This is a genomic window from Finegoldia magna, from assembly GCF_018371055.1.
Lineage (GTDB): Bacteria > Bacillota > Clostridia > Tissierellales > Peptoniphilaceae > Finegoldia > Finegoldia magna_I.
Genome location: NZ_JAGYZD010000100.1, coordinates 1 through 5,976, shown reverse-complemented (window position 1 = coordinate 5,976; position 5,976 = coordinate 1). Strand labels below are relative to the sequence as shown.

8 protein-coding genes and 1 pseudogene are annotated in these 5,976 nt (G+C 28.2%); all 9 read right to left on the bottom strand.

The features are described 5' to 3' along the window. Positions 1-402 (bottom strand): annotated as a pseudogene (locus KHW44_RS05540) (primosomal protein N'); the annotation flags it as partial. A gap of 6 nt (positions 403-408) precedes the next feature. Further along, positions 409-1,575: a bifunctional phosphopantothenoylcysteine decarboxylase/phosphopantothenate--cysteine ligase CoaBC gene (gene coaBC / locus KHW44_RS05535; protein ID WP_304066955.1), complete on the bottom strand. Its 1,167-nt coding sequence runs from the start codon at positions 1,573-1,575 to the stop codon at positions 409-411. Then, positions 1,568-1,765: a DNA-directed RNA polymerase subunit omega gene (gene rpoZ, locus KHW44_RS05530; protein WP_094203559.1), complete on the bottom strand. Its 198-nt coding sequence runs from the start codon at positions 1,763-1,765 to the stop codon at positions 1,568-1,570. Before rpoZ ends, coaBC begins: the two co-directional genes overlap by 8 nt. Then, the gene (gmk, locus tag KHW44_RS05525; protein ID WP_304066951.1) at positions 1,758-2,345 is read right to left on the bottom strand and encodes a guanylate kinase; all 588 of its coding nucleotides are present in this window, start codon (positions 2,343-2,345) and stop codon (positions 1,758-1,760) included. The genes rpoZ and gmk overlap by 8 nt, the downstream gene beginning before the upstream one ends. Before the next feature lies 1 nt (position 2,346). Beyond that, positions 2,347-2,598, bottom strand: coding sequence for a DUF370 domain-containing protein (locus KHW44_RS05520; protein WP_094208524.1), 252 nt, complete (start codon positions 2,596-2,598; stop codon positions 2,347-2,349). 21 nt (positions 2,599-2,619) lie between these two features. Next, positions 2,620-3,495, bottom strand: coding sequence for a YicC/YloC family endoribonuclease (locus KHW44_RS05515; RefSeq protein ID WP_304066948.1), 876 nt, complete (start codon positions 3,493-3,495; stop codon positions 2,620-2,622). A gap of 69 nt (positions 3,496-3,564) precedes the next feature. Continuing rightward, entirely contained in the window at positions 3,565-5,301 is a 1,737-nt protein-coding gene (locus KHW44_RS05510) for an NFACT family protein (protein ID WP_304066946.1), read from the bottom strand. A gap of 9 nt (positions 5,302-5,310) precedes the next feature. Further along, positions 5,311-5,760 carry an SsrA-binding protein SmpB gene (gene smpB / locus KHW44_RS05505; protein ID WP_304066943.1) on the bottom strand — a complete coding sequence of 150 codons (450 nt, stop codon included), beginning with the start codon at positions 5,758-5,760 and terminating at the stop codon, positions 5,311-5,313. Between the two features lie 12 nt (positions 5,761-5,772). After that, a partial coding sequence (locus KHW44_RS05500) for a S1 RNA-binding domain-containing protein (RefSeq protein WP_304066940.1) occupies positions 5,773-5,976 on the bottom strand: 204 nt, incomplete at its 5' end.

Genomic DNA, 5,976 nt, shown 5'->3' with positions numbered 1-5,976 from the left:
TTCTTTCTTGGTTTTAAGAATATTGTACAAATCTTCATCTACATTCAGTAGTTTATCATTTGCAGTGAAATATTCTTTTAATTCTTCAAAGTTTCCAGGTGGCAAAATAGTTTGAAAGGCGGAGCTATAATCGCTTAAATACTTATCTACCATGAAAAAAGCCATATCAATTGATTCTTGTGTGACAATAGGATTTAAATCTATTACTGATATTATTTCTTTGTAATCAATATCTCGTTTAGGGTTATCATTAATTCTAACCACTAATGCTAATTTGTTAATATTTGATTTACCAAAAGGAACTATTACTCTCATTCCAACTTCGACATCTTCACTTGAATAATATGAGTATAGTCTGTTAGTCATCTTTGATTTGTTTCTAAAAATAACATCAATATACATGTTTACCTACTTTATCAAATCCAATATCTTATCTGCGATATTTAACTTTGTGTCCTTATCAATTTCTAATATATTATCTCTACTGATTACAGTTACCTTATTATATTCTGAATTAAATCCGATGTCTTTTTTTGATACATCGTTTAATACTATAAAATCTAGATTTTTTTTATCTAACTTTTTCTTAGCATTTTCTAATAAATTATTTGTTTCTGCGGCAAATCCAATAAAGATTTGATTATCTTTTTTATTTAATGATTTTAAAATATCTGGGTTTTCTTCTAATTCTAAAGAATTAATGCCATCTTGTTTTTTTATTTTTAAATCTTTTCTGTTCTTTACTTTAAAATCACTTACAGCTGCCGCCATAATTAAACAGTCAAAGTCGCCAATATAACTTTCTATTTTTTCTTTCATTTCAATTGCAGACTCCACTTTTATGTTTTCAATACCATATGGATTTTCTGCCGTTGTTTTCCCAGAAATAATTGTTACATCGGCTCCTCTCATAAAAGCTTTCTTAGCAATCGAATATCCCATTTTCCCACTGGAATCATTCGTTATATATCGTACAGGATCAATTCTTTCAACTGTTGCTCCTGCAGTAATCAAAATTTTCTTACCTTGTAAATCTTTTTCGCAAAAGTATTTTTCAACTTCTTCAACAATTTCCCAAGGTTCTTTTAATCTTCCGTTTCCTTTTGTATTACAAGCTAGCATTCCACTATTTGAATCTACAATTAAGTGTTTTTTTTGTTTCAAATCTTCTATGTTTTTTTGTGTCGCAGGATTATTCAACATATTGGTATTCATACTTACACAAAACATTATTGGCTTGGTATATGCTAGCGCAGTAGATGATAACAAATCGTCTGCGATACCATAATTTATTTTAGCCATAGTATTTGCACTAGCAGGTGCAATCAAAAACAAATCCGCCCATTTTGCAAGCTCTATATGTTCAACAACCTTGTGTGAATTATTATGAAACATTTTGTTTTTAACATCGCATTTGCCAATTGTTTCAAAAGTCATTGGACTTACAAATTCACAAGCTGAATCAGTCATAATTATTTTGATATTATAGTCAAGTTTTTTTAGTCTACTTACAACATCTACAACCTTGTAAATAGCAATTCCTCCAGTAACACCTAAAAGAATATTTTTACTCATTTGATTTGTTTTCCCAAACCTTTTTTTCCATAACTTCTTCTAAAGCTGTAGTAACTGGTTGAGCTTTTGCTTTCTTTAGTTTTGTGTCTTTGCCATCTATTAACATTCTTGCTCTTTTACTTACCATTACACAAAGTGCATATCTACTATTGTTTATTTCTGATAATTTTTTAAATGATGGATTAATCATATTTTTCTCCTTTTACAACTCTAAATTTTTCTGCATCAATTATAGTTTCAATATTTTTTACAGTTTCGTCAACATCTTCATTGATGACTGCATAATCATATTCATCAATAAAACTCAATTCTTTCTTGGCGTTTTGCATTCTAATATTAATTGTTTCTTCATCTTCTGTATTTCTACCTTCAATTCTTCTCCTAAGTTCAATCAAATCCGGTGGAAGAATGAATACAAAAACAGCTTCAGGATAGTTTTCTTTTACTTTTAATGCTCCTTGAACATCAATTTCCAGAATAACTATTTCTCCTTTATTTATTTGATCAAAAACAAATGATTTTGGAGTTCCATAATAGTTATTATGCACATTAGCATATTCAATGAAATCTCCTTGTTCGATTTTCTTCTTAAACTCATCTAAACCCAAAAAATAATAATTTTCTCCGTCTACTTCGTAAGGCCTCTTCTTCCTTGTTGTAGCGGATACAGAATATACAATATCATTTTTTTGTGATATTAATTTTTCACAAACAGTTCCTTTACCAACTCCCGATGGGCCAGAAACAACTAATAAAAATCCGTCTCTCATTTTAATCTTCCTTATTATTTGATTTATCTAATCTCATTTGTAAAGTCTCTGGTTGAAGACAACTCAACACAACATGACTTGAATCCATAATTATTACACTCCTGGTTTTTCTTCCAAAAGTAACGTCTATGAGACTATTATCTTCTTTTGCTTTTTGAACAATTCTTTTAATTGGATTTGTTTCAGGACTAACAATTGCAATAATTCTGTTGCTATTAACTAAATTTGAAAAACCTATACCTAAACTTTCCATTTTCCCTCTATTCAATATTTTCTATTCAATATTTTGTACTTGTTCTCTTAATTTTTCAATCAAACTTTTAACTTCAATAACACAAACTGAAATAGATTCATCATTCGATTTTGAAGAAATTGTATTAATTTCGCGATTCATTTCTTGAATTATAAAATCCAATTTACGTCCGATGCAATCTTTAATATCCATTGTAGATTTAAATTGAACTATATGTGAATCAAATCTCTTTAATTCTTCGTTAATGTCAGCTTTATCAGCCATTAAAGCAACTTCCAAGTACATTCTATCCTTATCAATTTTTTCTTCATCTAACAATTCAGATATTTTATTAAACAAATTTTCTCTGTATTCTTTTACACTATTTTCAGTTAAACTTGATATTTTATATATTTGATCTTCTATTTTTGATAAATTAGTCGATAAATCTTCTCTCAAATTATCGCCTTCAATAGATCTCATTGAATAAATTTTATTCACAGCTTCATCTAAAACTTTTAGAATATTATCGTGCAAAAATTCATTGTCCAAATCTTTGTAAGTAAATGTCATTACATCATCATATTTTACTAAATCTCTTACACTAATATCCGATTTCATATCTAACTTTTGATTTAATGAATCAAGTTTTTCCTTGATTTTTTGAGCTAATTCATAGTTAATATCCACACTGTCGACTGATAGTTGATATTTTTTGATTTTGATATAAACTTCGACTCTACCACGTTTTAACTTATTTTTGATTAATGATTTCATATCTTCCAACATAAAATTCAAATAACTGGGCATTGAAAAATTGAAATCCAAATACCTATTATTAACAGATTTGATTTCAATATCTATGCTGCAATCTTCCAATTCCAAACTAGAAGATCCAAATCCTGTCATAGACTTCATTCTATCGCCTCCTCTGATATTGTTAGTGTATATTAATATTCAAGAATTCACAATAATTTATTACAATTTTTAAACAATTTCTTTGATTTTGTCAATATCATAAGAACTCATATCGACATTAACAGTGTTGAAATTATTGTAAAACACCATTCCAGGTTTTGCTCCCTTAGCTTTTTTAACATTTTTCTTTTCGGTATAATCAACTTCAACGTATTTTTCTTTACTCATTGAGGAGAAATACGCCGCTAAGAAACAAGCAATACCGTAGTCTTCTTCAGTCAAGTTTTCGTTTCGCATTATGACATGTGAACCTGGCATATCTTTTACGTGAACAAAAATATCTTCTTTGTTAGCTTGTTTCAAAGTTAGATTATCATTTTGGTAATTATTTTTACCTACAAAAATATCAACGTTATTTTCTGTTACAAAATGTCTTGGCTTTGATGGTTTTACTTTTGCAGTTTTTTTCTTAGATTTTTTTATCAAACCTATTTTTACCATCTCATCCTTAATCTCTGATAGTTCTTGATATTCTGTCACTCTCTCCAAAGTTTCTAAAAGTTGAAGTAAATATTCGTTTTCTTGTTTTATAAGAGGAAGCTCTTGTGTAATCATTTTTTCTCTAGTTTTTAATTTACTAAATTTTTTGTAGTAATTTTGTGCGTTTTCATTTCCAGATTTTATTGGATTCAATGGAATCTCAATTGGGTTCATTTCATCATAGAAATTCTGTACCGTTATTTTATCCACGCCTTTATGAATCAAATGCATATTTGAACTTATCAAATCAGCATAAACTTTGTAAATATCTCTTTTTTTAGCTTCTTGCAAATCTACAGTTAAATTACTCAATTTATTTGAATTTCTTTGAATTTTATTTGAAACTATTTTCTTCAAGTGCGAAGATTTTTGTGTAATTGAATCGTTTGAACTGTGTTTTTTATAATAATAATCCAACATTTCGTGAATATCATTAAAGTTTTTCTTTTGATATCCGTATTTTTCTAATTTAATTACATGAAAATCCTTTAATTTTTCATCCTCATCGATGACTATAGAAAAATCATAATCACAATTTCTGATAGCTTCTCTAACCTCAATAAAAGCTTGATTAAATCTTAATTTTTCATTTTCAGTCAAATCTTCAAGTCTTATGTTAAAATCCAAATCTGCTCTTAGGCATATTTCTCTTGAAATAGTTGGAGAAAACCCTGTGTAATTTTTATAAAAAACTTGTTGCAGTTTAGTCGTTCCTTCTGCAATATCCGTTGGAAGATCATCCGATCGTAGAATATTAATCTTATCATCTTCTAAATATGAATATTTAGTTTTTGGAAGTATTTGTCTGATGCTTTTTGTATCGAAGCTAATTCTCTTAATTGCATCTACAATCATCTTACTTTCTTTTTCAATTAAAATTATATTTGAATGTTTACCCATAAGTTCTACAACTAATGAGTAGTTCATATCATATCCCATTTCGTCTCTGCTATTGATATCAATACTAACAACTCTATCCATCGATTCTTGATAAATATCAGTTATAACCGCTCCTTGTAAGTATTTTCGCATCAGCATACAGAAATTATACGCTTCAATTGGGTTTTTCTTATTTTCATTTGTAAAATGCATCCTCGGTAAAGATGAGGATGCAGAAATAAGAAGTTTATAATTTTGTTTGTTATTATAGATAATTAAATCCAATTCGTTTTTATCGGGTTGATTAACCTTGCTGATTTTCCCGTTAATTAATTTTGCTTTTATATCATCAACTATCGCTTTTGTTACAATTCCGTCAAAGCTCATTATTACTCCTTATCTTCTCATTGCTCTTTGCATATTTCTCAAATCGTCACGTTTTTTCAAAGTTTCTCTCTTATCGTATAGATTCTTACCTTTTGCAAGAGCTATTTCTACTTTTACAAGTCCATTTTTTTCATAAACTCTTAGAGGTATCAAAGTATAACCTTGTTCTTTTGTTTTTCCGATTAATTTTCTGATTTCAGATTTATGCATTAAAAGTTTTCTTTTTCTTAAACTATCCACGTTAAAAATATTTCCTTCTGTGTATGGACTTACATTCATAGAATAAACAAAAACTTCCGAGTTTTCTATCATACAGTAACTTTCCTTAATGGAAACTTTCCCTTTTTTGATAGATTTTACTTCAGTTCCTTTCAGTTCAATTCCACATTCGTACACATCTTCGATAAAATATTCGTGACGTGCTTTCTTATTGTTTGCTAATAATTTTATTTCACTCATTGTATTCCTTTTCTAATTTACAAATTCAAAATCTATTTGACGTTTATCTTTGTCACTATTTATAACTTTAACTCTAACTTTTTGCCCAATATGATACGATTTTTTAGTTCTTTCTCCATAAACCGTGTAGTTTTTATCGTCAAATACATAATAATCATCTATCATAGATTGAAATTGTACTAAACCTTCAATCGTGTTGTCAAGTTGTACAAAAAT

Excerpts from the sequence above, each read along its gene's own strand:
- coaBC (WP_304066955.1), bottom strand. The coding sequence starts at position 1,575 with ATGAGTAAAAATATTCTTTTAGGTGTTACTGGAGGAATTGCTATTTAC.
- rpoZ (WP_094203559.1), bottom strand. The coding sequence starts at position 1,765 with ATGATTAATCCATCATTTAAAAAATTATCAGAAATAAACAATAGTAGA.
- gmk (WP_304066951.1), bottom strand. The coding sequence starts at position 2,345 with ATGAGAGACGGATTTTTATTAGTTGTTTCTGGCCCATCGGGAGTTGGT.
- KHW44_RS05520 (WP_094208524.1), bottom strand. The coding sequence starts at position 2,598 with ATGGAAAGTTTAGGTATAGGTTTTTCAAATTTAGTTAATAGCAACAGA.
- KHW44_RS05515 (WP_304066948.1), bottom strand. The coding sequence starts at position 3,495 with ATGAAGTCTATGACAGGATTTGGATCTTCTAGTTTGGAATTGGAAGAT.
- KHW44_RS05510 (WP_304066946.1), bottom strand. The coding sequence starts at position 5,301 with ATGAGCTTTGACGGAATTGTAACAAAAGCGATAGTTGATGATATAAAA.
- smpB (WP_304066943.1), bottom strand. The coding sequence starts at position 5,760 with ATGAGTGAAATAAAATTATTAGCAAACAATAAGAAAGCACGTCACGAA.